Origin of the sequence: Polaromonas sp. YR568 (assembly GCF_943369415.1) — a bacterium.
Classification (GTDB): Bacteria; Pseudomonadota; Gammaproteobacteria; order Burkholderiales; family Burkholderiaceae_C; genus Polaromonas.
Map to the genome: position 1 here is coordinate 166,360 of NZ_CALRNF020000005.1, position 26,196 is coordinate 192,555.

Here is a 26,196-nt window from a genome sequence, read left to right on the forward strand (position 1 = left end):
CGGCAATATTCACGTCGCGCCAATTCGCCCAACCGTCACCGGGCTTTTCTACATTAGCAATCAGGAAGGGATCCCATGCAACGCAGAACGTTTATCAGCGCAACGGCGGCCACGGCCGCCATGGTGGCATCGCCGATGCTCAGGGCGCAGACTCTCCCGTCCGGCCCGGTCCGCATCGTCGTGGGTTTCCCGCCCGGCGGCGGCACCGACGCGCTGGCGCGGGTGGTCGGGCAAAAGCTCTCCACCATGTGGAACACCTCGGTGGTGATTGAAAACAAGGGCGGCGCCGCCGGCGTGATCGCCGCCGACTACGTGGCCAAGCAGCCCGGTGACGGCAATACCCTGCTCATGGCGCACATCAACAGCCATGCGCTGGCGCCGGCGCTGGGCCTCAAGCTGGGCTACAACCCCGAGCGCGACTACGTGCCCATCAGCATGGTCGGCGTCACGCCCAACATGCTGATCTGCAACGCCGACCAGCCGGCCAAGACGGTGAAGGACCTGGTCGCACTGTGCAAGGAAAAACCGGGCCAGATCAGCTTCGCCTCGGCCGGCGGCGGCTCGGCCCAGCACTTCGCGCTGGAAATGTTCAAGCTGCAGGCGAAGATTTTCGCGCTGCACATTCCCTACCGCGGCTCGGGCCCGGCGCTGGTCGACCTGATAGGCGGGCAGGTGAACTACTGCTTTGAGACCATGACCTCGGCCACGCCGCACGTCAAAAGCGGCAAGGCCATCGCGCTGGCGCAGACGCGCCTGAAGCGCGCCAAGGGCCACCCCACCGTGCCCACCATGGCCGAGTCGGGCTTCCCCGGCTTCGAGGCCACCGTCTGGTACGGCCTCATGGGCCCCTCCAAAATGCCGCCTGCGATGGTGCAGCGCATGAACGAGGACGTCAACAAGGTGCTGGCCATGCCCGACGTGCAGGAAAAAATGGAGCTGTACGGCGCCGAAGACGGCGGCGGCAGCACCGAAAAATTCGCGGCTTTCATCAAGGCCGAACAAAAGAAGTGGGCGCAGGTCGCCCAGCAAGCCAAGGTTAAGGTTGACGCCTGATACTTGATATTGCGACTCGGGGACGAAACCGGCCCAGTGCCGGTTTTTTTATGAACAGCAAGTTTTTTCAACAATAAGGCTAGGGATCGTTTCATGACAGTTGTGAATTTTTCAAAGGCAGGCCGCCTGCTGGCCGTCGTTTTCCTGTGCGCCGCCGGCGCGGGCGCTTCGGCCGACATCATCCTGGGCCATTCGGGCGACCTTTCGGGCAATACCGCCGCGCTCACCACCGACTACGTGCGCGGCATGAACGCCTACTTTGACGACGTCAACAAAAAAGGCGGCATACGCGGCGAGAAAATCAAGCTCGTCAGCCTGGACGACGGCTTCAACCCCGACAAGACCGCCGAGAACACCAAGGCGCTGATCGACCAGAACGCGGTGGCCCTGGTGGGCTTTCGCGGCACGGCCAACATGCTGAAGATCGTGCCCATCGTGCAGGCCGCCGGCATCGCCCAGATCGGCAACACCAGCGGCGCCAAGTCGCTGCGCGATCCTTTTGTGCCCAACCTGTTCCACGTGCGCGCCAGCACCACCGACGAGATCGAGGCGGCCGTCAACCACGCCTGGACCATAGGCATCAAGAAGATCGCCGTCGCCTACCAGGACGACGCCTTCGGCAAGGAAGGCCTGGATGCGCTCAACGCCGCCATGCAAAAACGCGGCGCCACGCCGGCCGCCGTGGCCCCCGTGCCGCGCGGTACCGTCGACGTGGCCAAGGCGGTGGATGTGATCGCCGCTGCCCAGCCGCAGGCCGTGATGCTGATCGCCCAGGCCAAGCCCAACGCCGCCTTCGTCAAGGCCTACAAAGCCAAGGGCGCGAGCGCGCAGTTCCTGGTGCTCAGCGTGTCTTCGGGCCTGCATGCCGAACTCAAAGAGCCGGCGGCCGGCGTCATCGTCTCGCAGGTCGTGCCTTACCCCTTCACCGAACTGGGCAACGCCGCCGTGAAGGAATACCAGTCCGTGATCTCCGGCACCGCCGACAAGAAGTACAGCTACAACAGCATGGAGGGTTTCCTCAACGCCAAGCTGGTGGTGCGCGCCTTGCAGAAAACGCCGGCGCCCATCACGCGCGCCAAGCTCATCAGCACGCTGGAAGGCTTCACCAGTGAAGACCTGGGCGGTTATGCAATCACCTACAGCAAGCAGAGCAACCTCGGCTCGCGCTTCGTCAACCTGACGATGATTCGCGCCGACGGCACCTTCGCCCGATAAGGACGGTTCCCGTCAAGCCGCAGGCGGTGGCGTCTTCGGTTCGAAATCGCAAAAGGGCGCCACCGCACACTGCCAGCACAGGGGCTTGCGCGCGATGCACACATAGCGCCCGTGCAGGATCAGCCAGTGGTGCGCGTCCACCAGGTATTCGGCGGGCACGCGCTTGAGCAGGCCCATTTCCACTTCCAGCGGGTTCCTGCCGGGCGCCAGGCCGGTGCGGTTGCTCACGCGGAAGATGTGCGTGTCCACCGCCATCACCGCTTCGCCGAAAGCCGAGTTCAGCACCACGTTGGCGGTCTTGCGGCCGACACCGGGCAGGGCTTCCAGCGCCTCGCGCGTGCGCGGCACCCGGCCGCCGTGCTGGTTCACCAATATCTCGCAGGTCGCCAGCAGGTTTTTGGCCTTGGTGTGGTACAGCCCTATGGTGCGGATGTAAGACTCCAGGCCTTCCAGTCCCAGGTCGAGGATGGCCTGCGGCGTGTTGGCCACCGGGTAGAGCTTGCGTGTGGCCTTGTTCACGCTCACGTCCGTGGCCTGCGCGCTCAGCAGCACCGCGGCCAGCAGCTCGAACACGCTGGTGTATTCGAGTTCCGTCACCGGCATCGGGTTGGCGGCTTTCAGCGTGGCAAAGAACGGGGCGATGTCTTCTTTTTTCATGCCCCGCAGTGTATCGGCCGCACGCCGCCGGGGTCTCGTGCAGGCGGTGGGCGAGCTTTCAGGCCGCCCTGAGCGGGACGTCCCACACCGCGCCTGGCGGCTCACCGGCGCGTTGGAGTTGATCGCGCACTATTTGCCAGATGGCCGGGCAGTCGTCCGGCCGGGCGATGCCCGCGGCCGCATAAACCAGAAGAGCCCTGCGTGCCATGTCCTGCATACGCTGCTGCGTTTGGGCGTCGGGCGCGATGCCCACCAGGGTGGGCGTGGCCGGCAGGCCTTCGCAGGCGGCAATCATGCGGGCCATCAGGGCGTCGTCGAATTCGGCAATGCCGCCAAACAGCATCACAAAATGCGGCCATTCCGGCAGGAAAGCGCGCCGCACGCCGTGGGCCAGGCCATTGCGCGCGACCGCGATCATGCGGCAGGGATGCCGACCCTCCATGAACTCGACGTATTCGCTGCTGCCGTCCATGTCTTGTTCGCCGGCGAATCGCCTCTTGGCCACGGCGCTGCCGTAGCGCTGCGCCAGCCACTCGACCATGTCGAAAGCCTGGTTGCCGCCGGCGGCGCAAATGCCGAGCCGGTGACAGGCCTCGGGGTCGGGCAAGCCTTGCGCCTGGGGCAACTGCATGGGCGAGCAAAGGCGGCGCAGCACGGAGGAGGGCGCGTACTGCGTGCCTTGTTCAAATTGCTCGCGCAGTGCCTTCACACGGTCGCCGAAGTACACCGGCGGCTCGGTGGTCTGCGACATCATCATGGACCAGGGTGTGGGCAGCAAGCGCGGGCCCCGGCTGCTGTGCACGGTGTGCGGTGAATGGTGGCGGGGGTCTTTGGCGAGGCGCCGCAGCAGGCCGCGCACCGCGGGTGCCGGGCCTTCGGCCCAGTGCAGAAACCAGCCGCTCTGGTACAGCAGTACCGCATGGATGCCGTGCACGGGATTGAGCCGCAGCGAGTCCGCGCGTATGTTTTCCATCTGCGCGTAGATGCCTTCCTTCATGTGACAGATACTCGCCGTCACCACGCGCTCGACTTCGGGATATGCCGGGGCTGCACCATAGGGCAAGAGGCTGTTCACCATGGGGCCATCCTGCCCCAGAAGCAAAATCGCCGTCAATCCCAGTCCCCGAACAGTGCCTGTGAATCGTGGCAAAAAAGCGTCTTCGCGGAGGGCGGTAATACTTTCTTGCAACTTTCCGAAGGCCTGTGCGGGCCGGGCTTAAGCTGAAAGCTCAATGCGCCACGCCAATAAAGATGTGCCTTGCGCGGGTGATTACGGGTGCCGCAGCGGCGCGAACTCCCTTAGCATCGCAGCCATGAACGCTCACACTCTTTTACGTCGGACGACCGCTTTTTGTTCCGCTCTGTTGGCCGCTGCGCTGCTCGCCGGCTGCGCCGCGCCGGATAGCCCGGCAGCTAGCGCGCCGCGTCCCAAACTGGTGGTCTTCCTCGTCGTCGACGGCCTGCCGCAGCGCCAGGTGCTGGACTACCGCGACCAGCTTGCGCCCGACGGCTTCGCGCGCTTCCTCGATCGCGGCGCCTGGTTTGCCAACGCCCATTACGGCCATGCCTTCACCGTCACCGCGGCCGGCCATGCCACCATGCTCACCGGCGCCTACCCGCAGCGCACCGGCATCATCGGCAACGACTGGCGGGACCCCATCACGGCCGAGCCGGTGTACTGCACCGGCGACACCACGGCCGCTTACATCGGCCACAAGACCGAAGCGCTGGACGGCACCAGCCCGAAAAACCTCAAGGCCGAAACCGTGGGCGACGTGCTGCGCCGCGTCGACAGCCGCTCCAAAGTGATCGCCATCTCGGGCAAGGACCGCGGCGCCATCCTGCCGGCCGGCAAGACCGGTATCGCCTACATGTACATGGGCGCAAGCGGGCAGTTCGCCTCCAGCACCCACTACATGGCCGCGCACCCGGCCTGGGTGGACCGCTACAACGCCGGCAAGCCGGCCGACCGCTACTTCAAGGCCGAATGGAAGGCCTTGCTGCCCGAAGCCGCTTACGCGCGCTCGGTGCCCGACCAGCAGCCCTGGTACGGCCCCGCCGGCGGCGGCCTGCCGATGATGTATGGCGCGAAGGAAGACAGCGCGCCCGGCCCGCGCTTTTACAGCTCGCTGCTGCGCGGGCCGTTTGTCGATGCGATGTCGCTGGACTTCGCGCGTGCGGCCATCGCAGGCGAGCAGCTCGGTCAGGACGACATTCCCGACATCCTGTCCGTCAGCCTCTCCGGCCACGACTACGTGAACCACGCCTTCAGCGCCGAGTCCCGGCTCTCGCACGACCACCTGCTGCAGCTCGACAGAATGCTGCAGGCCTTCTTCCAGGACCTGGACGCGCGCATCGGCAAGGACAACTACCTCGCCGTGCTCACCGCCGACCACGGCTTCATGCCCGCGCCCGAATTCAACACCAGCCGTGGCCTGGAGTCCGGCCGCGTCAACGGCAGCCAGGTGCTGGCCCGTGTCAATGCCGGGCTGGAAAAACGCTTCGGCGAAGGCAAGTGGGCCGCGGGTTATTCAGGCTCCAGCGTGCTGCTCGACAAAAAGCTCATCGCGCAAAAACAGCAGGATGCCAACGCCCTGGCCGAAGAAACCCGCGCGCTGCTGATGGCCGAGCCCGGCTTTGTGGCCGCCTACACCCGACGGGAGTTGCAAAGCGGCAATCGCGCCGGCGCGCCTTTCTTCGACCAGCTCCGCAAGTCCTGGCATGCGGAGGTTTCGGGTGACGTGCAGTACGCGCTCAAGCCCGGCTGGATGTTCGGCAACTCCGTCGCCACGCACGGCTCGCCCCATCCGTATGACACGCAGGTGCCCATCCTGGTGTACGGCCCGGCCTGGGTCAAGCCCGGCCGCATCGATGCGCGGGTGGAAGTGGTCGACATCGCGCCCACGCTGTCGCAGGTGCTGCGCATCGCGCCGCCGTCTTCGGCCGAAGGCAAGCTCTTGCCTTTGCCGGGACTGTAGAAAAAAGAAGCAGGGCGCTCAGCCGCTCTTTTTCGCGGCGCGCTTGCGGGCCGGCGCCATGCCGTCGCCCGACTGGCGTATCGCGGCAATCAATTGCGTCGTGAAGTCCAGCACCAGCGGCGCCAGCGTCTGACCGTGCAGCGACAGCACTTGCAGCACGCGCTGGCTCAGCTGGGGCTCGGCAAAGGGCACGGCGACCAACTGGCCCTGGCGTATCAGGTGCGCGGCCGTCAGGTAGCCCGACAGCATGATGTCGCCGCTGCGCACGCTGGGCAGCAAGGCCGACGAAAAATTGCTGACCACCGAGGTTTGGTACTCCAGGCCCTGGATGTTGGCCACCATGTCGAAGAGCTGGCGCCCCGTCATGCCCTTGGCGCTGATGCCCAGCGGGTATTTCACGACGTCGGCCGCGGTCACCACGCGGGCCCGTGCCAGCGGGTGCGTGGGCAGCATCAGGGCGTAGATGGGCGCGGTGGCCGCATGCCGCACCGTCACGCCTTTTTCGGGCGCCACGCTGTACTTGAGCGCCACGTCGGTCTCGCCCTGCAGCAGCAGGCGGCTGACCGCTTCGGGCGAGCCCACGCTCAGCTCGATCAGCGCCTCGGGGTGGCTGCGGCGAAATCCGGTCATGACTTCCGGCATGAAGCCCGTCGCGAAACCCTCGGTGCAGGCCACGCGCACGCGCCGCGCGCTGAAGCCGGCCAGGCCGCGCACCTGCTCCATCACCCGCTCGGCGTCGTCGCTGCCCGTGCGCGCATGGGCCATCAGGCGTTCGCCCGCGTCCGTGGGCACCATGCCGCGCGCCCTGCGCTCGAACAGCGCGCAGCCCAGCTGGTCTTCCAGCTTGCCGACCTGGCGGCTCACGGCCGAAGGCGCCACGTGCAGTTGCGCCGCCGCCTGGCTGACCGAGCCGGTGCGGGCCACTTCGAGGAAGTAGCGGATCTGTGTGCTGAAGAAAGAAATTTTCATGCGGGGCGGGTGGGAATGAAAGGGCGCGCGAATTGATGATTTGCCAAAAAGGCAAGGCTTTGTTGCGATATCTCTCATTGTAGTAATCCCCGATTCTTCCTACATTTGGTTTCATGCCGCGCTTCCACGCCGCGCGGCCCCCATAAAACGGTGAAACATGCTGAGATCCGACTGCCTTGATGCCGCCGCGGCCTGGTTTGACGAAGGCCATTTTTTCGACGTCCTGCAAAGGCGCGTCGCGCTGCGCACTGAAAGCGACAGCGGCAAACCCAACCCCGCGCTGGGCGATTACCTGAGCGGCGAAATGACCGACTCGCTGCGCGCGCTCGGCTTTTCCTGCAGCGTCATGCCCAATCCCGTCGAGGGCGCCGGCCCTTTCCTGGTCGCGCGGCGCGTGGAAGATACGGCGCTGCCGACCGTGCTGACCTACGGCCACGGCGACGTGGTCAGCGGCCAGGAAGGCCGCTGGCGCGAAGGGCTGCAGCCTTGGGAGCTGGTTCGCGAAGGCGAGCGCTGGTACGGCCGCGGCACCGCCGACAACAAGGGCCAGCACACCGTCAACCTCGGTGCGCTGGCCAGCGTGATCAAGGCGCGCGGCGGGCGCCTGGGCTACAACGCCACGCTGCTGCTCGAGATGGGCGAGGAGGCCGCCTCGCCCGGCCTGCACGCGTTTTGCGAAAGCCAGCGCGCGCAACTCAGGGCCGACCTGCTGATCGCCTGCGACGGCCCGCGCGTGCATGCCGACAAACCCACGCTGTTCCTGGGTTCGCGCGGCGCCGTCAATTTCAGCCTGCGCCTGCGCGCGCGCGACAAGGCCTACCACTCGGGCAACTGGGGCGGCGCCTTGCTCAACCCGGCCAGCGTACTGGCCGGCGCCGTGGCCTCGCTGGTCGATGCGCGCGGCCGCATCCTGGTGCCGGCCCTCAAGCCGCGCGCGCTGCCCCCATCGGTGCGCCGCGCGCTGGCCGGTGTGGACATAGGCGGCGGCGAAGACGACCCGCTGCCCGATCCCCACTGGGGCGAACCCGGCCTCAGCACGGCCGAACGCCTGATGGGCTGGAACACCATCGAAGTGCTGGCGCTGGGCGCCGGCTCGCCGCAGCGCCCCGTCAATGCGATTCCCGGCGAGGCCGTGGCCCATTGCCAGCTGCGCTTTGTGGTCGGCACGCCCTACCAGGACCTCGCGGGCATCCTGCGCAAGCACCTGGACCGCTGCGGTTTCAACCGCGTCGAGATCGAGATCACGCTCACCGGCGCGGCCACGCGCCTGGACCTGGACCATCCCTGGGTGGGCTGGGCGCAGCGCTCCATCGCGCTGAGCAGCGGCAAGCCGGTCGTCACCCTGCCCAACCTGGCCGGCTCGCTGCCCAACGACGTGTTCGCCGACCTGCTGGGCCTGCCCACGCTGTGGGTGCCGCACTCCTACCCGGCCTGCGCGCAACACGCGCCCGACGAACACCTGCTGGCGCACGTGGCGCGCGAGGGCCTGCGCATCATGGCCGGCCTCTACTGGGACCTGGGCGAGCCCGCCGGGCTGCCCTGGCATGCCGCGCCGGCCGACGCCTGAGTTTGTTTTTTCTGATTACCCCCTCACTGGAGATACCGATGCCTTCCCCTTCACGCCGGTCCCTGCTTCAGGCAGCCCTTCTGGTCGCCGCCTGTTCCGCCCTCGTGTTTCCCGGCCTGTCGCAAGCGCAAGTGCAGGCACAGGCTTGGCCCTCCAGGCCGATAAAGTTGGTCGTTCCCTTCCCGCCGGGCGGCGGCACCGACGTCGCGGCCCGCATCATCGGCGAGCGGCTCGGCGCCCGCCTGGGCCAGCCCGTGATCATCGACAACAAGCCCGGCGCCTCCACCGCCATCGGCGTGGTCATGGTCAGCGCGGCAGAGCCCGACGGCTACACGCTGCTGTTCTCCGGCTCCAGCAGCTATACCGTCAACCCCGCGGTGCGCAGCAAGCTGGGCTACGACCCCTTCAAGCAGCTCTCGCCCATTGCCATGGTCGCGCGCACGCCGCTGGTGGTGGTGACCTCGGCCACCGGTCCCTACAAAACCCTCAAGGACGTGGTGGCCAAAGCCAAGGCCGAGCCGGGCACCGTGACCTATGCCACCTTCGGCACCGGCTCTGCGCCGCACCTGGCCGGCGAGATGCTGGCCCATGCCACCGGGGTGAAGTTTTCCGCCATTCCCTATAAAGGCAGCGCCGAGGCCGACATCGGCGTGGTGCGCGCGGACGTCAGCATGGGCATAGACACCCTGGCGGCCGTCAATCCCCTGTTGCAATCGGGCAAGCTGCGCGCCCTGGCGGTCATCAGCGAAAAGCGCTTCGTCCAGATTCCCACCGTGCCCGCTTACGGCGAACTGCAGTTGTCGCCGGCGCTGCTGGACGGCTGGTATGCGGTCGCCGCGCCGGCGGGCATTTCACCGACCGTGCGCGACCAGCTGTTGCAGGCGTTGACGGCCGTGATGGCCGACCCGGCGGTGGGCAAGAAGCTGCAGCAGCAGTCCCTGGAGCCGGCCTTCCTGGGCCCGCAGGCGCTGCGCAATGTGATGGATTCGGAGATCGCGCGTTATCGCGCGACGGTGGTGCGCGCCAACATCCGGATCGATTGAAGCCGGGCATGGCCATCACCGCCACGGGTGCCGCGCACCGCGGCGCAGGCCTATAGCGTCTTGACCGGCACGCACAGCCAGCAGCTGAAGTTTCCCGTTTTCGGGTCCATCACAAAGTCTTCTTCGTACAGTTCCAGCGCCGGTTTGTTGTCCGGCTGGTAGCCGCTTTGCGGCAGCCACTCGGCGAACATGTGCGTCCAGGCTTCATGCACCTCGTTGCCCGGCTTGCCGGTGAAGCGGCCGCAGGCATAACGCCCGCCGCCGAAGTTCTGCACGCCTGTCTCGCCCTGCGGCTTGAAGGCCTCGTCCACCTCGATGCAGGCGTCGTAGCGCAACTTGTCGGCTGGCGTGATTGTGGAACCTGTTCACGGCCTAGACGGGGCCGCGCAAGCCCCTTCTCGGGATGGGATGCAAGGCGCGGTGCGCCAGCCCATAGCACCGCTATGGGCCAGCGCCGCAACGCCGCAGACCGCCCGAGAAGGGGCTTGCCCTCCGGGTTGGGGTGAAATCGGGCGATTGAGCCACCCAGGCCCTTGCATGGGCATTAGCCCATGCGGCGTTCCCGGTCGGCCCACTCATCCCGATTGCACCCCAACGCGGCCCCGTCTAGGCCGTGAACAGGTTCCTTGGGTTGTCCTGGCTGATGCCGTACATCTTGGGGCGAGGGTTCATATGGCCGTGCTGGCCGCACCAGGCGACAAAGCGCTGCCACAGCTGCGCCACGTGGTCGCCGTACGGCCCGGTGTTGCGCATATAGGCCAGGCGCATGGGGGGAAGGGTTTTGAGTTCAATTTCCATGGCAAGGGTTCTTTCGGATGAAGATACCGGCCCGGTGGGCCAGAGGGTTCTATCTTTAAACAACGCCATGATGGAGTCTTGATTCGGCTTGTGATTGCCTTGATGAATCTTGCTAAGTTCAATCTGCCGGCGCGTCGCCCACTCGCGCCAGCCCTCGCGCCGCCACGCTGTGGGCGTCATGCCGAAGCGGCTGCGAAAGGCACGGCTGAAAACCTCGGCCGACGCAAAGCCCGTGTCGAGCGCGATTTGCAGCGCGGTCTGCGGCGTGAAAATCAGGCGCTGAGCCGCGGCTTCCAGCCGAAGGCGGCGCACGCAGTCGGCCAGGGTTTCGCCCGTTACTGCCTGAAACACGCGGTGAAAGTGCCAGGGCGAGAAGTGCGCCACGTCAGCCAGCGCCTGCAAGTCCAGCGTGCCGGCCAGGTTGGCGCTGATGTGGTCCACCACGCGGTTGATGCGGGCGATGTAGGCGCGGCGCGCCGCGTGCAGGGACTGCGTATCCGTCATGGCAGTTCGGCTGCAAATTTCTCGGCCTGCGCCAGCATGCCGCGGCGTATGGCGGTAAACACCGGCTCGGGGAAATCCGGCGGCAGCAGCGCCGCCGCGCGCTCCAGCGCATCCGGCACCTGCAGCACCAGCGCCACCATCTGGTCGAAAGCGCCGGGTACGCCGCTTTGTTGCGCCAGGGCCTGCCAGTGGCGGGTGTGGATTTCGTGCAGGTGGTAGTGCGCATTTTTGCCGCGCAAGGCCATGGCCAGCTTCGCGCGCCGCGGGCTGACCTGGTTGGGCCCGTTGCCGATGATGGGCCAGGCCGACAGCACGTCGTACAGCGGCGTCATGCGATAGCTGCCGCCGCGCTCCAGGAAGATGGAGAAGTTCTTCGCGTGGCCGTCGGTGGCGGCCATGATCCAGAAGGCGAGTTGCACCCGCACAAAATGCAGCACATCCGCAGGGGCATTGCTTCCGCCCTGCAACAGGCCCAGGCCCGCGCGAATGCCGGGGCCGCCGTCGCTTTCATACTTGAGGTCGCCGGGCGTCCCCGTCGCCTGGCAAAAATCTTCTTGCGGCAGGCGGGCGATCCATTTGTCGCCTTCCATCCGGCGCCTGTCAAAGCGCTCCACGATCAACACTTTGCGTTCGCCAAAGCGCCCCATCTCCGTGGGCGCGACCTCAAACCCCAGCTCGCCCAGCAAGGTGGCGCAGAGCCATTCGTTTTCCACCGAGTCCGACATGTCGGCGCGCATATTGCCCACCAGGCCCAGCGGCAGTTTGAAGATGTGCGTGGTGGGCGTGGCGCCCGCAGGCAGGTGCCAGCGCTGGCCGACGCGCAGCAACGCGGTTTTTTCCTGCGCGCCGGCAATGGAGATGCGGAAATCGTCCGCGAGCGAGGCGCCTGCCGTGCCGTCGCCGGTCACATCGCCCAGCAGCGTCTCCACCTGGCTGTCGGTCAGCGGCGTGCTGTCGATGCGGTCGTGCGGCGGCGGCGGCACACCCAGCGGCATCAGTTGCAGCGCACCCACGCAATCCCGGCCGACGGCGGCCAGCAGGTCGGCCGCCCGGATGGACGACGTGCCAAAGCGTCGCCTCAGCCGCTCGCGGATACGGTTGCTGTCAGGCAGCAGGTTGTCAAAGTAGTGTTCCACCTTGGCGCCCATCACATCGCCGCCCCCGGCCGGCATGGGCAGCGAGACCGACAGCGGCCTTGCATGGGGCGAGCGCGGCCAACTCTCGTCGTAACGAAAGCCCGGCGTCCCGGTTCGCGTCCAGAACCACACGCCCACGTGCTGGCCGTTCATCCACGCGTCAAGATCAGCAAATGCCATGGACCACCTTTAAAACCGTCTCGTCATGATGTTGTGCAAGCTTCTTTTCCGGCTACCAGTCCGCCGGAGGGCTGTTCGCGGCCGGTGGGGGTGAAGCGCCGGCATCGGTATCGGCATATCGCCGCGTGTCCGCCAGCAGCAGGCGCGCGTCCAGGGCGTGCAGCACCTGAAGCAACTGGTCAAGGCTGACCGCGCCGGGATTTTTTTCGATATCGGCCACGCGAACCTGCTTGACGCCTATGCGTTCGCCCAGCGCGGTCTGGGTCAGCCCGCGTGCCTTGCGCAGTGATTTCAAATGGACCGACAGCTGCGCCGAGGCCTGAAGGGGGAAGGTTTGAAGTGTGCTCATGGATATCGCATTGGAGTGATATATGCACATTATCGTTTTTATGCAATATTGTCAATATATCGTTAAAAGGTGATTTTCTATGCCGGGCACAACGCATCCAGCCGGCCAGCGTTACCATTCAGGCGAAACATTTTTCCCTTCAGTTCCAGCCAAAGACTCCCACCATGCCCCTGCACTTTGCCGACCGCCTCAACAACGTTGAAACCTCCGCCATCCGCGAACTCTTCAAGCTGCTGGGCAAGCCCGGCATCGTCAGCTTCGCCGGCGGCTTCCCGGATCCCGCCATGTTCGACGTGGCCGGCATCCAGGAGGCCAGCAACAAGGCGCTTACTGAAGAGCCCGGCGGCGCGCTGCAGTACGGCGCCACCGAAGGCTACGGGCCGCTGCGCGAACAGCTCAGTGCCTTCATGGCCACCAAGGGCGCCAAGGACGTCGCGCCCGACAACCTCATCGTCACCACCGGCAGCCAGCAGGCGCTTGACCTCCTCGGCAAGACCATGATCTCCCCCGGCGACAAGGTCATCGTCGAAGGCCCGACCTTCCTCGCCACCATCCAGTGCTTTCGCCTCTACGGCGCCGAACTCATCAGCGCGCCCATCGACGCCAACGGCGTCAGGACCGACGAGCTCGAAAAACTCATCGCGCAGCACAAACCCAAATTCGTCTACCTGATCCCCACCTTCGGCAACCCCAGCGGCGCGCTGCTGAGCCTGGAGCGCCGCAAGCAGGTGCTGGAGATGGCCGTCAGGCACCAGACCCTCATCGTCGAAGACGACCCCTACGGCGACCTCTACTTCGGCGAAGCGCCACCGCCCTCGCTGCTGGCCCTGAGCCCCACGGTGCCCGGCAGCCGCGAACTGCTCGCGCACTGCGGCTCCCTCAGCAAGGTGCTGTCTCCCGGTCTGCGCGTGGGCTGGATGATCGCGCCCGCCGAACTGCTGGCCAAGGCCACCATGTGCAAGCAGTTCAGCGACGCCCACACCAGCACCTTCGCCCAGGCCACCGCCGCCCAATACCTCAAGGCCGGCCGCATGCCCGACACCCTCAAGCACGTGCGCAAGGTCTACGGCGAGCGCGCCACCGCCATGGGCAAGGCCTTGAAGCGTGAACTCGGCGACGCGATTGAATTCACCCAGCCGCAAGGCGGCCTGTTTTTCTGGGCCCGCCTCACGGGTGCGAACGGCAAGACCAAAGACGCCGGCGAGTTCGCGAAAAAAGCCATCGAGCAGCTCGTCGCCTTCGTACCCGGCGCGCCGTTCTACGCCGCCAACCCCGACCTGGCGACGCTGCGCCTGAGCTTCGCGACGGCGGACGTGGCGAAGATTGAGGAGGGTGTGGGGCGGCTGGGCAAGGCGCTGTAAGGCATCACCGTTCTCTCGCCTGAGTTCTGACACGTTTGTTGCGGGCGCTGGTATGGCTGCCTGTTTTCTTTTGTGCCCGTTAACCTGGATGCTCACGATGCGAAAAATTGTCAAACGGCTGGCGTGGCTGGCGGCGATGGCGCTGGCTTTTTCCACGTCCCCTGTTTTCAGCCAGCCTGCCGCACCGGACGCCGTACCGCAGGCTGCGGCCAATCCCGAAGACGCGGCCATGGCCCAGCAGCTTCAGGCCGCCGCCCAGCTGCTGCAGTCAGGCCAGGCCGCCCGCGCGATCACCGACCTCGACAAAATCATCGCCGCCTACGAGTTGCGCTACAAGGGCGAAAAAGCCAGGCTCTACACAGGCCGCTGGCAGATGGAAAGCCTGATGTACCTGCTGGAGACGGCCAACTCCAAAGAAGAGCCCAGGCAGAGCGCGATCATCGTGCCGCAGGTGTGGTCCGATGCCTTGTACCTCAAAGCCTATGCCTTGATCGAGCTCAGGCGCCCGGCCGAAGCGCGCGGCGCGCTGGAGGCCGCCCTGGCCATGGCGCCCAGGAACGCCCAGTACCTGGGGGAGCTGGGTAACCTGTACCTGGGGCAACGCAACTGGCCCGTGGCCCAGAAAATGTTTGAGCAGGCCGAAGCCGCCGCCAAAGAGTTTTCCCCGCCCGACGCGAAGAACAAGGAGCTGTCGCGCGCCTGGCGCGGCCTGGGTTATGTGTATGTCGAGCAAGGCCGCTGGGACGATGCCGAAAAAATCTACCTGCAGTGCCTGGCACTCGACCGCAACGACAGGCGCGCGCAGAACGAACTCAATTACGTCCGCAGCCAGCGGCCTGCGCAGCGCGCGCCCGCAGCCGCCACACCCTGAAGTCGGCCCGATGGCGATCCCGGAGTGCCCTCACTCCACGATCTCCGCCTCCACCAGCTTGCCCAGCAACACCAGCGACTGTTGCCAGCCCACATAACACTGGTCCGCGGGGATCGCGGCGGGAATGCCTTCCTGCACCACGTGCATCTCCACGCCCGCCGAGACTTTCGCCAGCGTGATGGTGGTGGTCATCTCGCCCGGCAGGTTGGGGTCTTCGAAGCTGGCGGTGTAGCGGATGCGTTCGCCGGGCTTGAGTTCCAGGTAGGTGCCGCCGAACGAATGGCTATGGCCGTTGCTGTGGTTGGTGAATGACATCCTGTAGCGGCCGCCGACCTTGGCGTCCATTTCATGCACAGTGCCGGTGAAACCGTTGGGCGGCAGCCATTTGCCCCAGGCGGCGGCGTCGAGGAAGGCGCGGTAAACCCGGTCGGGGGTGGATTGCAAAACCCGGTGAAGCTTGACGGTATTGGTGGTCATGGTGTGTTTCCTTGGTGGATGGCAGAGGACGGCCCTCTACCTGTACGACGAACGACTCGTGGCGGAATCGACATGATTATTGAGAAATTTTTTCGATTTTTCCACGCCACGGCCTCCGGTGCAGCGGTGCCGCCCATGCTCAGTCCGTGGACCAGACCGCCAGTTCATACCCATCCGAATCCTGGAAGTGAAAGCGCCGCCCGCCGGGAAACGCATAAATCTCCTGCCTGATGCTTCCACCCGCGGCCAGCACGCTGTCGCGCGCGGCTTCCAGTTTGTCCGCATACAGAATCACCAGCGGGCCGCCGGCGGGCGAGGGCGCCGCCTGCGTCGTGAAGCCGCCCTTCATTGCGCCGTCAGAAAACTCGCAGTACTCGGGGCCGTAGTCGGTAAACGTCCAGCCGAAGGCCTTGCCGTAAAAGCCCTTGGCTTTGTCCAGGTCGCGGACGTTCAGCTCCACATAATTGATGCGGCAGTTCTCGGGTGTGGTGGGCATGGCTGTCTCCAAAAGATCGTTGATGCGCCATTTTGCACAGGCGCGGCGGATCGATGCCAACAGGGTTTTGTGCGCGCTGCAATGTTTGCCTGCACTGCCTACAATCCAGCACAGCCTGGGCCTGTCGCCCGCGGCACTTGACCCGGGCCCGTTCACCTTCATGACTTCCGCAACCGCGCCTGGCGCCACCTCTGCCGGCATTTCCCCCGCCACCCGCCGCTCCATCCTGTTGCTCTCGTGCGCCACCTTTTCCAGCATGGTGGCCCAGCGCATTTGCGACGCCATGCTGCCCGAGCTCTCGCGCGTCTTCGCCGTCAGCCTTGCGCAGGCGGCGCAGGTGGTCTCGGTGTTTGCCGTCACCTACGGCGTCTCGCAATTGTTTTACGGACCGCTCGGCGACAGGCTGGGCAAGTTCCGCATCGTCACCTTTGCCGCGCTGGGCTGCAGCGTCGGCAGCGCAGTCGCCGTGTTCGCCAACAGCCTGGACGTGCTGCTGCTGGCCCGCATCATGATGGCCCTGGGCGCCGCGGCGCTGATTCCGCTGTCCATGGCCTGGGTCGGCGACGCCGTGCCCGCGCATGAACTGCAGGAAATGCTCACGCGCACAGGCCTGGGCAGCACCCTGGGCATCGTCTGCGGCCAACTCGTCGGCGGGTTGCTGACCGACGCGCTGGGCTGGCGCTGGGCCTTTGTGTTCCTGGTGCTATTGTTCGGCACGGTCGGCTCTCTGCTGTTCGGCGACCTGCGCCGGCAGCAGGCGGTGCCCAAGGCGGAGGCGGCGCCATCCTCCCAGGCACCCGTGGTGCGCCCGCATTTCATCAAGCAGGCCTTGCTCATCATCAGCCGCCCCTGGTCTCGCACCATCCTGTTGCTGGCCGTGATCGAAGGCGCCATGGGTTTCGGCGTGCTCGCCATGTGGGCCTCGCACCTGCACCAGGCCCTGGCCCTGTCGCTCTCCGTCTCAGGCGCCATCGTCGCGCTCTTCGGCCTGGGCGGCGTCGGCTACATGGTCGTCGGCCGCGCGCTGATACCGCGCCTGGGCCAGCACGGCCTGGTGCTGCTGGGCGGCGCGCTGGTCGGCGTCAGCGCTTGGGTGCTGGCCTACACCCCGCACTGGGGCCCGGCCATCCCCGCCAGCCTGGCCGCGGGTTTTGGTTTTTTCATGTTCCACAACGTCATGCAGGCCAACGCCACCCAGATGGCGCCCGAGGCGCGCGGCACGGCCGTCTCGATGTTCGCGTCCTTCCTGTTCCTGGGCCAGTCGATTGGCGTGGTGCTGGCCGCGGCCCTGATTGACCGCATAGGAAGCAGCGCCGTGGTGGCGCTGGGGGGTGGGGTGATGGCGGTGGAGGGGGCTTATTTTGCTTGGGCGTTGAGACGGCGTCACCTCGTGAGGTGAAAGTGGGGAAAATATTGAATAACTACTATTTTCAACAAAAAATTGTTGAAACAACAAATTGTTGGTGCAAAATTAGTTGATTACGTCATACCGTCACACTAAATCAAATGCTCCATTCCTATTCCTTTAAAAACTTCCAGAGCTTTCGTGAGCGAGCTCATATTTCCCTAGAGCTGAATAACAAAATGCCTGCTCGGGGATGGGAGACTGTGTCTGCAAGTGGTCAACGATTAACCACTGCTTTAGCCGTCCTTGGCGCAAACGGTGCGGGAAAGACTGCGGCACTTAAGCCGCTTGCATTTGCCGCGTGGTTTATGTCGAATTCGTTTTCATCCCTACCTGAAAGCGGAATTCCTCTCACGCCCCATTTTTCTACTAATGATTCGCCAACTGAGATCGAGCTTGAAGCGGAAGATAGTGCTGGTATTTTGTGGCGGTACGTACTACACGCAACACCGACTCACGTTGTGCACGAGGCGCTTTATCGTAAGAGCGAGAGGTTTCGTTATGTTTTCGTTCGAGACTGGGACGAAGAAAATAAGATTTATCAGGTTAAGCAACAAGAGTTTGGTTTAGCTCCTGCGGAAGCACGGAAGGTGCGCCCAAATGCATCGCTAATTTCAACCGCCCTACAGTATGGAACTGAGGTCGCGAAGCATATCGACTCGGTGAATTTCACGAGTAACGTGACCGTCATGGGGCGCTCTACCTTTGAAACGCAACAATTGCGTGTCGCGTCAAGGCTATTTTTCGAAAATAGTAAGTTGCGCGATCAAATGAGCAGTTTATTGACCCGATGGGATTTGGGTCTAAAAGATGTTTATGTTGAAGAACTTGAGGTGCAAAGCACCGCTAGTCCCGGTGGTCCCGCAACCCCGGTCAAAATTTGGAGTGCCTATGGCAAGCACCAAACACGCGAAGGAGCGACCTTCCAATTGCCGCTTGAGTTTGAATCTAGCGGGACCCAATCCGCCTTTATCTTGCTAGGTAGGTTACTGCAAATTTTAGAGAAAGGTGGCATTGCTCTTATTGATGAACTTGAAAACGATCTGCATCCACACATGGTTGAGCCAATGCTCGATCTATTTGCAAATCCGTCCACCAATCCATTCAAGGCGCAATTAATTTTCACCTGCCACACGCCAGAAGTGCTCGATCTATTGCAGAAGGCACAAGTGATTTTTGTGGAAAAAAGAGATTGCGAAAGCATAGCTTTTAGAGGAGATGAAATTGCAGGGCTAAGAAGCGATGACAACCTTCGAGCAAAGTACATGGCCGGTGCGTTGGGTGCGGTCCCCCGAATCTGATGGCGCGTCGCAAAGTTCATACCAGGAGCGTGCGGTCTGCGGTCTTGATCGTAGGAGAGGGTTATGCGGAGGTTTATTTGCTTAAATACATTCGGTCTCTGTACACCAGCGGTAATCAAGGTTACGAGATATCTATTGGGAACGCTCGAGGGAAGGGGGCGGGCCATATAGTCGAATACACCATCCGGTTGGCTGCGCAAGGAGGCTTTAATGCTGTGGCGGCTTTGCTCGATACTGATACAGATTGGACTCCGGCAGTCCAACAACTCGCAGCGAGAAAAAATATCACACTTCTTGCATCAGAACCATGCTTAGAAGCTTGGTTACTGGGCGTGGTTGGAAAGGCTAAGCAGGGTTCCTCGGCAGATCAAAAGCGATTCTTCAAAGATCATTTTTCTGAGGATGCATGCTATCAAGGCGTGGTCGAAAAACGGATTGGCCGTGCCGAATTTGATGCGGCCAGAGGAAAGATTGATGTTCTTGATCGGTTGCTAAGATTTATTGGAGCCTAGCCATGAGAGTTCGTCGATGTTACGTGGTGAGCTGTGTATTGCTTCTGGGTGTAGGCGGATTCGCTATCTTGTGGACTCACTCCGCAGGGTGGACCGAATCTTTCGGCCTTGCTTGATCCAAAATACGCAGTGATCTGGTCGGGCGTGTTTGGCGCAACCATCGCCGCAGTTATTTCCCTGATCGGCGTGACTGCCGCGAACAGAAGCAGTCTGGATCGACTCGACAGACAGCATAAATATGACGCGGCGGCGGCTGCCGCACAACGCAGCCACGATGCGCAACAGAAAGAGGAGGACCGTAAAGCCGCAATCCGGCGTGAGGTGTACATCACCGCCGTTGAAGAGGCTCATGCAGTATTAGCGGTCATAGGCGGAATTCCGGAGAGACCGCTGAGTGAAATTGCAACTGACGCTGAAGGACTACAGCTTTTCCTGAAAGCCAATGCCAAGGTATGGCTGGTTGCTGAAAGCGATGCCGCTCTGCTTTCACGTGAGTTAACAAGTCTCATGAGCGAGCTCTATATGAAAACACTTCCCGCTGCATACCCGCTCCGTTCGGCGATGGAGCCGGTGCGGAGTCTGGAGCGTGAGGCGATTCATGCGGAATCAGAAATTCGGCGTCTCGGAACACGAATGGCCGAGGTTAAGGAGCGGTCCGGCAACTTTCAAGAGCAGGAGTCCGTGGGCCAGGCTTGGGCTAAGGCAAACGAATGGCTCAAGACGGTCAAGGCCGAGCGGGACCGCCAACTCTGGTTAATAGGGCCGGCGCGTTTGGCGCATACCAAAACCTTGTTCCAAGACCTGCGACTTGTGCAGCAGGCCATTGTGAAATTGGTAAGCGCGCTGCGTAAAGAGCTTTATCTGCAGCCAGACGAAGGCCGTTTTCTCGCCCAACTTCTCGACATGGAATCACGAGCCCTCGCGGCGTTGGATCGTGCTTACGGTATCAAACCAGTCGTGTCGCCACGGGGTTAGTCAGCATACTGGCAGGGCGTGAGCGACTTGACGATGCGAGACCCGCCCGCCGGATTCGTACTTCAATGGGTCACATTCTCTTGCTGGCGGACGCGATTGCTTTGGTGGTGCGCTCTACCCATCCTGTTGGCAGATCAAAGGTGATGGTTAGCGAGTGTGTCCCAGAAGGCTTTGCGTCATTAAGTATTTCGCTTAACCACCTAGGTATTTCGAATATCTTGTCAATCTGGTTGCCGGCGACATTGATAAGTTCGACTTGAACAGCCTCAAATGCTTCGGGTAAGTGTGAAAACCTGACCCTTTCTTCCCAGTCTAGGAGCCGTTGCGTGGCTTGTGCGATGAGCGTGCATGCGCGAAGTATTTCAAGTTCAGATCCTGGCTGCCCAGGTTCTCCCCACGCTTTTATGATTGCCTTATTCACCAAGAGTCCTAACGCGTGCACTTGGAGCGAGGCGTCTCTCAGAATCATCCGCAACCACTCGGCACATTGGTCCTTTGATATCTGCGTTACAGGCAGAGCATAAAGTTCGCTTTGCAAGGCGTGCCACTTGAATCGAATAGGCTCTAGCTCACTCTTTAGAAGTTCCGCAGTTAATCGATACTCCCATGCATCGGGTTTGTCGATGATGATTTGTTGAGCCAAGTACGAGCAATTTGAAAATTGCTCAAGCTTACGATCGAGGACTTTTTGTCTAAGCCTTGAGCCAGTGCGGCCTAAGTCTTGAGCTACCTGCTCCTCGTGAGTTCTTCTCCACTCAAAAAGAAGGTCCGCAGGATACTTCTGAGAGTCCGCATCGACTACTTTGTGGCAGTTTCGGCAGAGCCAAATTCCATTCGTTATGTTGGACCTGGTGGCGTCCGTCATGCTCTCGTCAAAACGTGCCGATCCTGGTCGAGCTCCAAAAATATGTGCTGCTTCACCAACATTGAGAGCCTTACTTTCATCTGATGCGGGACCACTGGTAATTGCCGAGCAGTCGGGATTGGCGCAGGTGTTCGCGGAGCGTTTCGCTAGTACATCGACGGTTTGACGGGTGAAATCTTCCATGGGGACAACGACTTTAATTTTGAGTCGAGCTTGTGCGTTCAAACTGTTACCGGGTTGAACTACTAGTCAATCTCCTTCATCTCTGTATCCTCACGTACTGGCAGCCTTTTGTGCTGTGGTTTGAAATTTCCGTCCGGCATCTGTTAGAAGAGCTTCAACAGAGGTTCGGTCGTCGTAAAAGTCTTCCAGAAGTCTTTGAGAATAGAGGTGCGCTAGTTCGACATCCTCTGCGTTAAGGGAAATCCATTCGTCGTGCAGCACGTCGTTTCCCAGCACTCGAATTTCTTCATGGGCTCGCCGCTTGCGTGAGGCTGTTATTACCCCGTCGGCTGCTGCTGCATCTATTTGGCTCTTGAGGTTTCCTTCCGATTTGTAGCCGTTGGCTCTGAGTGTCTTGTCTAGTACTGATCGAAATAGTCCCGCAGCTGCTCGATAGCATTTGTTCTCTAGGCACTTTTCTGCTTCTTGGAACTCAGCCGCTATGCCTTTAGGTACTTGTGCCGGTAATACCATCCGTTCGCCTGACTCCGGATAGAAGTCATACAGTATTTGGTCCATCCCTGGATAGTGGCTGACGGAGTTGAAGCCCACATTTCCTATTGCTCCTCGGCCACAACCCGCACAGCGAAATAGGCGATATTGACGATATGCCGATGTTGGCACTCTGCCGGCGTTGATCGCGCCCCATTCCTCGGTTCTTTCCCGCTTCCACTCAAAGGTGCTAACTGCGCCGTTGCAATCTGGGCATCTAGCTACGATGTTTCCTGAGCCATTTACTTCTGCCATACGTCCTCCTGGCTGGAGATACTACTCCCCCTTCTCTCCTCAATTTATAGGAGGTTCCGGGAGTCGCGTCGTGTATAAATAAAAAAGGCCGGGAATCCCGGGCCTCAATCTATTGTTCGAAAGCCATCGCTTTCACCCCGTCCGAATCACCGTCACAAACTCCGTCCCACTCTCAGGCAACCACACCTCCCCAGGCCGCCCCAGAATCTGCCGCACCGCGGCATTGGCGCGCGGCAGGGGAATGGACTCAAACTTCTCGCTGCCCGGGTCAAAGCGCAGCATCGCGTTGTTGCTCCACTCCGATGCCCCGACGATGTCCTTGCCGTCGACGTGGAGCGCATAGGCATGCGGGGCTGCGCCAGCGGCCACAACCTCAAATCCCCTGGCCCCCAGACACCTCAATCCGCTGCGCATTCACCCACCGGTTGTCCTCGGTCAACAGGCTGGCGATCATGGGGCCTATGTCGTCGGGCAGGCCGGCGCGGCCCAGGGCGGTGATGCCGGCGAAGATTTTGTTGATCTCGGGGTTGTCGCGTACGGCGCCGCCCCCAAAGTCGGTTTCGATGGCGCCGGGCGCCACGGTGTTGACGGCGATGCCGCGTGCGCCCAGTTCCTTGGCCATGTAGCGGGTCAGCACCTCGACCGCGCCTTTGACAGCCGCGTAGGCTGCGTAGCCGGGGTAGGACGTGCGTGTGAGGCCTGAAGACAGGTTCACGATACGGCCGCCGTCGGCGAGCAGGGGAAGCAAGGTCTGGGTGAGGAAATAGACGCCCTTGAAGTGCACGTTGACGAGGCCGTCGAATTGCGCTTCGGTGGTCTCGCCTATCAGGGCGTAGTCGCCGTGGCCGGCGTTGTTGACGAGGTGGTCGAACGTGTCGCGCTGCCACGTCTCGCGCAGCGCGGCGCGCAGGCGGTCGGCGAAGGGCGTGAAACCGGCGACCTTGCCGGTGTCGAGTTGCAGGGCGACGGCCTTGCGGCCCAGGGCCTGGATTTCAGCGACGACGGCTTGCGCGTCTTCGGCCCGGCTCTGGTAGGTAAGGACAACGTCGCCGCCGCGGCGGGCGATGCTGAGGGCGGTGTTGCGGCCCAGGCCGCGGCTGGCGCCGGTAACGAGGCTGATTTTGGTGCTGTTGCTCATGGGCGGGTTCCTTGTCTGGAGGCTTGGTGGATGAGGTTTTCAGTGTCCGGCGGGCGGGCCGGCGCGGGTTGCCGGAAGCTGGGTGCTTCTTGCCTGATCCTCCAGATTTCGACATCGGGCTGGCCGCAACCGGCCGCCAGCGGTTAGGCTTGCGGCATGAGCACGCTTCCTCTTCTTCTGGATGTTGTCGGCCGCTATGCCGAGGCCCATGCCGACAAGGCCGGCCTGGCACAGACGGCGATCCCCGGCCTGAGCATGGTGCGCGCGACTGCGCCCAGCGGCCTGGTGCACGCGATTTCGCAGCCGCTGGTCTGCCTGCTGTTGCAGGGCGGCAAGCAGGTCACCATGGGCACGCAAGCCTTTGCCTTCTCGGCCGGGGACTCCCTGTTGATCGCGGCGGACGTGCCGACGGTCAACCAGATCACGCGTGCAAGCCTGGCCCAGCCTTACCTCTCGCTGGTGCTGGAGCTGGACCTGGCGGTGATCGCGGAGCTGGTGCTGCAGATGAAGGACGGGCCGGCGGCCGACGTTGCAGCTGTGCGGGTGGGCGCCACCGAAGCCGAGGTGGCCGATGCGGCGTTGCGGCTGATGCAACTGCTCGATCGCCCCGCGGCCTTGCCGGTGCTGCAGGCGCAGCTGGTGCGCGAGATGCACTACTGGCTGCTGGCGGGCCGGCTGGGGGCGGCGATACGGCGCCTGGGCTGGCCGGACGGCCATGCGCAGCGCGTGGCGCGCGCCGTGTCGGTGCTGAGGAGGGATTTTGCGCAGCCCTTGCCGGTGGAGCGCCTGGCGGGCGTAGCGGGCATGAGCCCGTCTTCATTTCACCAGCACTTTCGCAGCGTGACCTCGCTGTCGCCGCTGCAGTTCCAGAAGCAGTTGCGGCTGATCGAGGCGCGGCGTTTGATGTTGTCGGAAGGACTGAGCGCGAGCAGTGCGGCGTTTACGGTGGGCTACGAAAGCGTGCCGCAGTTCACCCGCGAATACGGGCGCATGTTCGGCTTGCCGCCGGTGCGGGAAACGGGCGCGACACGCAGCAGGGCGGCGGCGACCGCCTGAGATCGCCGCCATGCATGGCGCGCCTGGGCGTGCCATTGACGGGTAGCGCCGGATGGCTCACCCCGTCCGAATCACCGTCACAAACTCCGTCCCGCTCTCAGGCAACCAGACCTCCCCGGGCCGCCCCAGAATCTGCCGCACCGCGGCATTGGCGCGCGGCAGCGGGATGGCCTCAAACTTTTCGCTGCCGGGGTCAAAGCGCAGCATCGCGTTGTTGCTCCACTCCGAGGCCCAGACCATGTCCTTGTTGTCGACGTAGACGGCATAGACATGCGGGTCGGCGCCCGGGGCCTTGTACGTTTTCCAGCTGTTGGCGCCTGTGCCGATGGCGGGGTCGTGTACTGACAAGTTTCCGCTGCTCCATTCCGAAACCCAGATGCGGCCTTTGCTGTCTGACCAGACCCTGCGCGCGCCCTGGCGCGGCGTCGGCGGCTCGACGATGCGGGACTCGCCGGTCTTGCGGTCTATGTTCGCGATGAAGGAGCCGGCCAGGGAACACCACCAGATCTCGCCCTTGGGTGTGGCGCAGATGCCATAGGGGCCGCGGCCGCGGGGGGAGTCTTTTACCGTGACCGCACCGCTGCGCACGTCGACCTTGCCGACGTAGCCGCTCTGGCCGGTGAACCACAGGTGGCCGTCGCCGTCGAAGGCGCAGGTGTTGAGGTTGGCGTAGGGCGTGCCGGCGGGCAGGGGGAAAACTTTCACCTGGCGCGAGGGCCAGGCCACGCGGGCAATCGCGTTTTGTCCGCCGTCGGTGAGCCAGGCCGCGCCGTCGGGCCCGGCGATGACGCCGTGGGGCGATGAGCCGCTGCCCAGGACTATCAGTTCGGTCTTGCCGTTGCGCGGGTCAAACCAGCCGAGGTGGCCGCTGCGCTGGGCGGAGAACCAGACGCCGCCGTCGGGCGCGGGCGCGATGTCGTGGATGCCGGTGGCGGCGCGGGTGTGGAGGGGCCAGGATTGCAGGCGGGCTGCGGTGGCGGGTGTTTGCGCGTGTGCGGTGCGAGCCAGGAGGCTGGCGGGCAAACCGGGCAGGGCGGCCAGTGCGGTGCGGCGCTTGATGCCGGTCGTGGGGAACGGATGAGAGGACGGCTGCTGCAAGGGAAAGACCATGGCACTAGCTCCTTGCGCATGGTGTCTTCAGTGCATGCGCCGCACGCGGTAAGAGAAGTCACCGCCAGGGCATTGTGGCGAAAAGGGCGACGGCCATCAACGGTGCTTGCCCGCCTTTGGCTGCGTTTTTGGATGGATGAATCCAGCCTAGCCGAAGGACGACTGGTCGAAGGAGGAATGCCGCTGCGGATGCCCCCGCAGGTAATTCTTCACATTCCCCGCCGTATCCCCCACAGCCGCAATCGCCCTGCGCAACTGTTCCTGGCTGACGTCCAGCACCACTGTCCAGGCATAGGTATTCGCCTTGTCGTTGAGGTTGATGCGGTCGGGCTGTATGGCCGGCTTGGCGTGCGGTGGGTAGTACATGGGGTGGCTCCTTGCGGGGTATGAAACCACCTTAGCCCCGGGCTGGCTACGGATTTGTAGGCCATTGCCGCCACTCCCGGCGGCGGCCGGCGGCTTTACACGGCTTTGCCGGCCTGGGACACCAGCACGGGCTTGTCGCGGTAGACCTCGGGCATCACGGTTTTGAGGTTGGCGATCTTGGGCAGGTCAAAACGCGCGATATAGGGCTGGCCGGGGTTCAGCGTGGCGTAGTCCTGGTGGTAGGCCTCGGCGGGGTAGAACGCGGTGAAAGGCGTGAGCTGGGTGACGATCTTGTTGGGGAAGACTTTGGCGGCGTCCAGCTGGGCGATGTAGCTTTCGGTGATTTTCTTTTGCTCGGCGCCCTGGTAGAACACGGCGGAGCGGTATTGCGTGCCGCTGTCGGGGCCCTGGCGGTTCAGCGTGGTGGGGTCGTGGGCGACGGAGAAGTAGATCTGCAGCAGCTTGCCGTAGCTGATCACTTTGGGGTCGTAGGTGACCTGCACCGATTCGGCGTGGCCGGTGCGGCCCGAGCCGATCATGTCGTAGCTGGCAGTGGATTTGTCGCCGCCTGCGTAGCCCGAGACGGCGTTGAGCACGCCATTCGTGTGCTGGAAGACGGCCTGCACGCCCCAGAAGCAGCCGCCGGCAAAGACCGCGGTGGCGGCGCCGGCTTGCGCGGCGGGCGTGTCGAGGGTGGGGGCGGGCAGCTTGACGGCTTTTTCCGGGGCGGCGATGGCGCTGAAGCCGCTGCCAAAAAAAGTCAGGGCGGCCAGGGCGATCGCGCCCAGGGTGACAAGGTATTTGTTCATGGTGGCGGGCTGTTGGGCGTGAGTGGATGTGGCGGA

Annotated in this window: 28 protein-coding genes; 12 read left to right on the forward strand and 16 right to left on the reverse strand. The window is 63.4% G+C overall.

Annotated elements, in window-relative coordinates:
• Positions 1-75: 75 nt before the first annotated feature.
• Together ACLV74_RS05565 and ACLV74_RS05570 are read left to right on the forward strand one after the other, a co-directional pair.
• The gene (locus ACLV74_RS05565) at positions 76-1,053 is read left to right on the forward strand and encodes a Bug family tripartite tricarboxylate transporter substrate binding protein (RefSeq protein WP_411878381.1); all 978 of its coding nucleotides are present in this window, start codon (positions 76-78) and stop codon (positions 1,051-1,053) included.
• A 93-nt stretch (positions 1,054-1,146) separates the two neighbouring features.
• Positions 1,147-2,268, forward strand: coding sequence for an ABC transporter substrate-binding protein (locus ACLV74_RS05570; RefSeq protein WP_411878382.1), 1,122 nt, complete (start codon positions 1,147-1,149; stop codon positions 2,266-2,268).
• Between the two features lie 12 nt (positions 2,269-2,280).
• Here the strand turns inward: ACLV74_RS05570 and nth are convergent, their stop codons facing one another.
• Positions 2,281-2,925 (reverse strand): endonuclease III, encoded by a 645-nt coding sequence (gene nth, locus ACLV74_RS05575; RefSeq protein ID WP_411878383.1) that lies wholly within the window; start codon positions 2,923-2,925, stop codon positions 2,281-2,283.
• A 58-nt stretch (positions 2,926-2,983) separates the two neighbouring features.
• Complete coding sequence (locus ACLV74_RS05580; RefSeq protein ID WP_411878384.1) at positions 2,984-4,003, reverse strand: BLUF domain-containing protein; 1,020 nt, start codon at positions 4,001-4,003, stop codon at positions 2,984-2,986.
• A 286-nt stretch (positions 4,004-4,289) separates the two neighbouring features.
• On the opposite strand from ACLV74_RS05580, the gene ACLV74_RS05585 reads away from it, so the two are divergent.
• Positions 4,290-5,903, forward strand: coding sequence for an alkaline phosphatase family protein (locus tag ACLV74_RS05585; RefSeq protein ID WP_411878385.1), 1,614 nt, complete (start codon positions 4,290-4,292; stop codon positions 5,901-5,903).
• An 18-nt stretch (positions 5,904-5,921) separates the two neighbouring features.
• Here the strand turns inward: ACLV74_RS05585 and ACLV74_RS05590 are convergent, their stop codons facing one another.
• The gene (locus ACLV74_RS05590; RefSeq protein WP_411878386.1) at positions 5,922-6,872 is read right to left on the reverse strand and encodes a LysR family transcriptional regulator; all 951 of its coding nucleotides are present in this window, start codon (positions 6,870-6,872) and stop codon (positions 5,922-5,924) included.
• Positions 6,873-7,029: 157 nt separating this feature from the next.
• Between ACLV74_RS05590 and ACLV74_RS05595 the strand changes: the two genes are divergently transcribed.
• Together ACLV74_RS05595 and ACLV74_RS05600 are read left to right on the forward strand one after the other, a co-directional pair.
• A complete protein-coding gene (locus tag ACLV74_RS05595; RefSeq protein WP_411878387.1) occupies positions 7,030-8,439 on the forward strand; it encodes a M20 family metallopeptidase in 1,410 nt (469 codons plus the stop codon).
• Between the two features lie 167 nt (positions 8,440-8,606).
• Positions 8,607-9,482 carry a Bug family tripartite tricarboxylate transporter substrate binding protein gene (locus ACLV74_RS05600; protein ID WP_411878388.1) on the forward strand — a complete coding sequence of 292 codons (876 nt, stop codon included), beginning with the start codon at positions 8,607-8,609 and terminating at the stop codon, positions 9,480-9,482.
• Positions 9,483-9,532: 50 nt separating this feature from the next.
• Here ACLV74_RS05600 and ACLV74_RS05605 read toward each other — a convergent pair whose 3' ends face one another.
• The 4 genes from ACLV74_RS05605 to ACLV74_RS05620 all read right to left on the reverse strand — a co-directional run bounded on the left by ACLV74_RS05605 (position 9,533) and on the right by ACLV74_RS05620 (position 12,449).
• Positions 9,533-9,835 (reverse strand): GyrI-like domain-containing protein, encoded by a 303-nt coding sequence (locus ACLV74_RS05605; RefSeq protein ID WP_411878419.1) that lies wholly within the window; start codon positions 9,833-9,835, stop codon positions 9,533-9,535.
• Positions 9,836-10,088: 253 nt separating this feature from the next.
• On the reverse strand, positions 10,089-10,784 hold the full coding sequence (locus ACLV74_RS05610) for a helix-turn-helix domain-containing protein (protein WP_411878389.1): 696 nt from the start codon (positions 10,782-10,784) through the stop codon (positions 10,089-10,091).
• A complete protein-coding gene (locus tag ACLV74_RS05615) occupies positions 10,781-12,100 on the reverse strand; it encodes a type II toxin-antitoxin system HipA family toxin (protein ID WP_411878390.1) in 1,320 nt (439 codons plus the stop codon). The genes ACLV74_RS05610 and ACLV74_RS05615 overlap by 4 nt, the downstream gene beginning before the upstream one ends.
• 52 nt (positions 12,101-12,152) lie before the next feature.
• A complete protein-coding gene (locus tag ACLV74_RS05620) occupies positions 12,153-12,449 on the reverse strand; it encodes a helix-turn-helix domain-containing protein (RefSeq protein WP_411878391.1) in 297 nt (98 codons plus the stop codon).
• A 170-nt stretch (positions 12,450-12,619) separates the two neighbouring features.
• On the opposite strand from ACLV74_RS05620, the gene ACLV74_RS05625 reads away from it, so the two are divergent.
• Complete coding sequence (locus ACLV74_RS05625; protein ID WP_411878420.1) at positions 12,620-13,810, forward strand: PLP-dependent aminotransferase family protein; 1,191 nt, start codon at positions 12,620-12,622, stop codon at positions 13,808-13,810.
• Between the two features lie 97 nt (positions 13,811-13,907).
• Positions 13,908-14,681 (forward strand): tetratricopeptide repeat protein, encoded by a 774-nt coding sequence (locus ACLV74_RS05630; RefSeq protein ID WP_411878392.1) that lies wholly within the window; start codon positions 13,908-13,910, stop codon positions 14,679-14,681.
• Positions 14,682-14,711: 30 nt separating this feature from the next.
• Here ACLV74_RS05630 and ACLV74_RS05635 read toward each other — a convergent pair whose 3' ends face one another.
• Positions 14,712-15,158 (reverse strand): SRPBCC family protein, encoded by a 447-nt coding sequence (locus ACLV74_RS05635; protein WP_411878393.1) that lies wholly within the window; start codon positions 15,156-15,158, stop codon positions 14,712-14,714.
• Positions 15,159-15,297: 139 nt separating this feature from the next.
• The gene (locus tag ACLV74_RS05640) at positions 15,298-15,654 is read right to left on the reverse strand and encodes a VOC family protein (protein WP_411878394.1); all 357 of its coding nucleotides are present in this window, start codon (positions 15,652-15,654) and stop codon (positions 15,298-15,300) included.
• Positions 15,655-15,814: 160 nt separating this feature from the next.
• On the opposite strand from ACLV74_RS05640, the gene ACLV74_RS05645 reads away from it, so the two are divergent.
• The 4 genes from ACLV74_RS05645 to ACLV74_RS05660 all read left to right on the forward strand — a co-directional run bounded on the left by ACLV74_RS05645 (position 15,815) and on the right by ACLV74_RS05660 (position 19,847).
• A complete protein-coding gene (locus ACLV74_RS05645; protein ID WP_411878395.1) occupies positions 15,815-17,053 on the forward strand; it encodes an MFS transporter in 1,239 nt (412 codons plus the stop codon).
• Positions 17,054-17,160: 107 nt separating this feature from the next.
• Positions 17,161-18,360, forward strand: coding sequence for an AAA family ATPase (locus ACLV74_RS05650; protein ID WP_411878396.1), 1,200 nt, complete (start codon positions 17,161-17,163; stop codon positions 18,358-18,360).
• Positions 18,360-18,872 carry a hypothetical protein gene (locus ACLV74_RS05655; RefSeq protein ID WP_411878397.1) on the forward strand — a complete coding sequence of 171 codons (513 nt, stop codon included), beginning with the start codon at positions 18,360-18,362 and terminating at the stop codon, positions 18,870-18,872. The genes ACLV74_RS05650 and ACLV74_RS05655 overlap by 1 nt, the downstream gene beginning before the upstream one ends.
• Positions 18,873-18,980: 108 nt before the next feature.
• Complete coding sequence (locus ACLV74_RS05660; RefSeq protein ID WP_411878398.1) at positions 18,981-19,847, forward strand: hypothetical protein; 867 nt, start codon at positions 18,981-18,983, stop codon at positions 19,845-19,847.
• 70 nt (positions 19,848-19,917) lie between these two features.
• Here ACLV74_RS05660 and ACLV74_RS05665 read toward each other — a convergent pair whose 3' ends face one another.
• From ACLV74_RS05665 to ACLV74_RS05680, 4 genes are all read right to left on the reverse strand, one after another.
• Positions 19,918-20,895, reverse strand: coding sequence for an HNH endonuclease (locus tag ACLV74_RS05665; RefSeq protein ID WP_411878399.1), 978 nt, complete (start codon positions 20,893-20,895; stop codon positions 19,918-19,920).
• Positions 20,896-20,985: 90 nt separating this feature from the next.
• Positions 20,986-21,681, reverse strand: a complete 696-nt coding sequence (locus tag ACLV74_RS05670) for a DUF4145 domain-containing protein (RefSeq protein ID WP_411878400.1) — start codon at positions 21,679-21,681, stop codon at positions 20,986-20,988.
• Positions 21,682-21,813: 132 nt separating this feature from the next.
• Positions 21,814-22,050 carry a hypothetical protein gene (locus ACLV74_RS05675; protein WP_411878401.1) on the reverse strand — a complete coding sequence of 79 codons (237 nt, stop codon included), beginning with the start codon at positions 22,048-22,050 and terminating at the stop codon, positions 21,814-21,816.
• Positions 22,051-22,054: 4 nt separating this feature from the next.
• Positions 22,055-22,819, reverse strand: a complete 765-nt coding sequence (locus ACLV74_RS05680) for an SDR family oxidoreductase (RefSeq protein WP_411878402.1) — start codon at positions 22,817-22,819, stop codon at positions 22,055-22,057.
• Positions 22,820-22,975: 156 nt separating this feature from the next.
• On the opposite strand from ACLV74_RS05680, the gene ACLV74_RS05685 reads away from it, so the two are divergent.
• Complete coding sequence (locus ACLV74_RS05685) at positions 22,976-23,875, forward strand: AraC family transcriptional regulator N-terminal domain-containing protein (RefSeq protein WP_411878403.1); 900 nt, start codon at positions 22,976-22,978, stop codon at positions 23,873-23,875.
• A 57-nt stretch (positions 23,876-23,932) separates the two neighbouring features.
• Here the strand turns inward: ACLV74_RS05685 and ACLV74_RS05690 are convergent, their stop codons facing one another.
• From ACLV74_RS05690 to msrA, 3 genes are all read right to left on the reverse strand, one after another.
• Positions 23,933-24,985, reverse strand: a complete 1,053-nt coding sequence (locus ACLV74_RS05690; RefSeq protein WP_411878404.1) for a lyase — start codon at positions 24,983-24,985, stop codon at positions 23,933-23,935.
• A 147-nt stretch (positions 24,986-25,132) separates the two neighbouring features.
• Entirely contained in the window at positions 25,133-25,351 is a 219-nt protein-coding gene (locus tag ACLV74_RS05695; protein ID WP_411878405.1) for a DUF3606 domain-containing protein, read from the reverse strand.
• A 95-nt stretch (positions 25,352-25,446) separates the two neighbouring features.
• Complete coding sequence (gene msrA, locus ACLV74_RS05700; protein ID WP_411878406.1) at positions 25,447-26,160, reverse strand: peptide-methionine (S)-S-oxide reductase MsrA; 714 nt, start codon at positions 26,158-26,160, stop codon at positions 25,447-25,449.
• Positions 26,161-26,196 lie beyond the last annotated feature (36 nt).